Source organism: Bacteroides sp. 1001302B_160321_D4 (assembly GCF_015667765.1).
GTDB lineage: Bacteria > Bacteroidota > Bacteroidia > Bacteroidales > Bacteroidaceae > Bacteroides > Bacteroides xylanisolvens.
In genome coordinates this window covers 1-2,747 of record NZ_JADPLO010000140.1, presented here as the reverse complement: position 1 = coordinate 2,747, position 2,747 = coordinate 1, and the positions used below count along the sequence as shown (strand labels likewise).

General features: G+C 43.5%; 3 protein-coding genes. All 3 read right to left on the bottom strand.

The features are described 5' to 3' along the window. Positions 1-87 precede the first annotated feature (87 nt). The 3 genes from tnpC to KFO40_RS25445 all read right to left on the bottom strand — a co-directional run bounded on the left by tnpC (position 88) and on the right by KFO40_RS25445 (position 2,669). Entirely contained in the window at positions 88-1,866 is a 1,779-nt protein-coding gene (gene tnpC / locus KFO40_RS25455; RefSeq protein WP_004300191.1) for an IS66 family transposase, read from the bottom strand. 88 nt (positions 1,867-1,954) lie between these two features. Next, positions 1,955-2,299 (bottom strand): IS66 family insertion sequence element accessory protein TnpB, encoded by a 345-nt coding sequence (gene tnpB, locus KFO40_RS25450; RefSeq protein ID WP_004297053.1) that lies wholly within the window; start codon positions 2,297-2,299, stop codon positions 1,955-1,957. A gap of 1 nt (position 2,300) precedes the next feature. Then, positions 2,301-2,669 (bottom strand): hypothetical protein, encoded by a 369-nt coding sequence (locus KFO40_RS25445; protein WP_170834904.1) that lies wholly within the window; start codon positions 2,667-2,669, stop codon positions 2,301-2,303. Positions 2,670-2,747 lie beyond the last annotated feature (78 nt).

Sequence of the window (2,747 nt, the reverse complement as noted above, 5' to 3'; positions counted from 1 at the left end):
GTAACCATACTATTTTCCGCCACGCCAATTTTATCGGCTGTCTTTCAGCCGATAAAATAAAAATGCCCGTAAGAAAATATTTTTGTTTTAACATTCCGGTTTATAGAAACATGGCAGAAGAGCCTTCTTGTCGCAGTCCTTACCATGAAGAATACATTCAAACAAGTGTTTCAGGTAATTCTGAGGGTCTATGCCGTTCAACTTACAGCTTTCTATCAGAGAGAAGGTGAATGCAGAGTTTTCTGCCGCATCCTCACTGCCAACGTTCATACAGTTCTTGAGCAGCAGCTTTACAGGTTTCATCCTTTGCTCACAGAGGTTGTTCGAGATTTCTGCTGAACCGTCCTTGAGGATATTTCTCAAGGATTTCCACTGGTTTATCGTATAGTTCACGGCCTTTCTCATCAGTTCGTTAGCCATAATCTTCGCATCCTGCATCATAATGACCACCTTATGATGGATACGTTCAAGAATCGGTCCTGTTAGCTTAAGCCTTCTTTCCTTAATCTGCTCACCGCTGAGTTTCATCATACGGAACAGGTCTTCATTTCTGAACATCTCACCGATAGGATCTATTATGTCCATCGCTGTTCTGTCTGAAGGCAGGGCATCAACCCACAACCTTCTACAATGCGTCCAGCATCCTATATGAAGCACCTTTGAGTCGTCTCCGTCAAACATCCTGTAAACCGTATATCCGTCAGTGGATATGGTTCCCATAAAATATTCCAGGAATGATTTTGCCGCATCGGACGACCTGCTGCCGTTATTATAGTGATAATAGACCATCTTAATATGCTTGGCAAAGAAAGCCCATAAGTACTTTCTCCTGTAAGCCTTACCTTCCTTTGTTTCCACTCCAACAAGCTCAGTAGTCTCATCAACCATAAGGTAATTAGCTCTCTGTACAAACTCCTTGAAGACATCTTCCATGAACTCCCTTAGTTTGGCGATTCCGTTATGGATATAGCTGTTCAGCGTGGTATTGCTTATGTGGATACCCTCTCTTGCAAGCAGTCTTATCTGTCTGTTCTCAGGCATGCTGAAGTCATATTTCAGACAAAGCAGACGGGCAAGCAGTTCAGGAGAGAAGATACCTCCAAGGTTTTTCAGCGGATGTTCCATGGTGCTTGTGAAAGTGCCGTCCGCAAGCTTTACCCTTGCCACCTTGTAAACATGCTCCACGTTATAAGCCCTTACATGTTCTATGACCCTGTATTCCCACACATCAGGCATACCGTTGCGGTTCATAAACCGTCCCCCTTCTGGAAGCGTGTAATACTCGTCCACTTCATGTACTACCACCTTGTCAACTTTCAATTTTGTTTTCCCGGCACGTGGTGCGGTTTCCTTTCTCCTTGAAGGTTTGCTGTTCTGGGCAGGTATGTTGCCGGAAGAGGTATTGCTGCCGGTTTCGTTATCATCGGTCTTATTATTATCATCCTTCCTGTCAGAACCGTCATACTCGGATTGTTCCAGAGCGGACTTGTCGAGATTACGGTTGTTCAACAGCCTTCTTTGCTCGGAAGTACGGCCGAAACGGTGTTTCCTGCTGTCCTCAAGCTGAAGTCTGAGATTGGAGATCTCGTTTGCCAGCATCCTGTTCACCTCATCCTTTGCTTCAAGCTGCTTTCTCATAAGTTCCATTTCTTTCCTGTAATGTTCAACCGTGGTTGACTGCTTTTCGATGGTATCTTTGAGATCATTGATGGTATCTATCAGATTTTTAGAGTTCTCCCTGTTGGATTCTTCAATAGACTCAAGCCTCGCAATCAATTCTTTATTCTGTTTGCGAAGACCTGCCTTTTCCTCATTCGCCAGACCCAGCTGGCAGCAAAGTAACTCGTATGCTCTTTCATCAATCATGATATAAAGGTACGAAAAATCAGGCACTTACGCAAACTTTTTACCGTTTATTTTTTATACTATCCTGTTGATAATCAGTATGTTAATATTAGCCTTTCGGACTAACGTACATCTTGTCAACTACAATGCTTTCCGTAAGATAAGCCATGTCCGACCACTGTATCCGGTAGCACCTGGAGACTTCATCAAATACAGGTTTCTTGAATTTGCCCATAACAGGACGTTTTTCGTAAAGCACATAAAAACCGCGTTCGTAATGAAGTATCTTCACAACCTTTCGGTTCCGGGACATGAACATATATACATTGGACGCATCGCTCGGGTCAAGGGACATTTCTTCCCTTATACTCTCACACAGACGGAAAATGCCTTTCCGCAAATCAACATTACCGTTAAACAGGTAATAGTTAAGGTTAGCACTCAGTCCAAGCATATCATCCTATCATTTTATTAAGCAACAGGCTCAAATCAAGAACGGTGGTGTTTCTCAGGAACAGTGTTGCGCCAGACGCCAGCTGTAACTTGATCCATTTTATTGGTGGTTCACCTTCAGGATGTTTCACGTCCAACTTCACAGTTGGACTATTGCATGGTTTCCCGGTTATCTGGACTTTGGCAACCTTGGGCTGCTCAACCTGGACTGTCTTGCCTAACTTCTCACTCCACAACTGGTGACGCTGCCAGTTCATGAACTTGTCGTAATTTACACCATAATCAGCACAGAACTCTCGAAGATCTTTGGTCTCGCTGCATAACTGGTAGAGGTCATATACCTCCTGATAGTTTACTTTTTCTTTTGCCATAATCATTCTTGTTAAAGGTTACGGCGCAAAGATATGGCGGCTAACAACTTATGTCAAGGCGGAAAATAGAATGGTTAC

Excerpts from the sequence above, each read along its gene's own strand:
- tnpC (WP_004300191.1), bottom strand. The coding sequence starts at position 1,866 with ATGATTGATGAAAGAGCATACGAGTTACTTTGCTGCCAGCTGGGTCTG.
- tnpB (WP_004297053.1), bottom strand. The coding sequence starts at position 2,299 with ATGCTTGGACTGAGTGCTAACCTTAACTATTACCTGTTTAACGGTAAT.
- KFO40_RS25445 (WP_170834904.1), bottom strand. The coding sequence starts at position 2,669 with ATGGCAAAAGAAAAAGTAAACTATCAGGAGGTATATGACCTCTACCAG.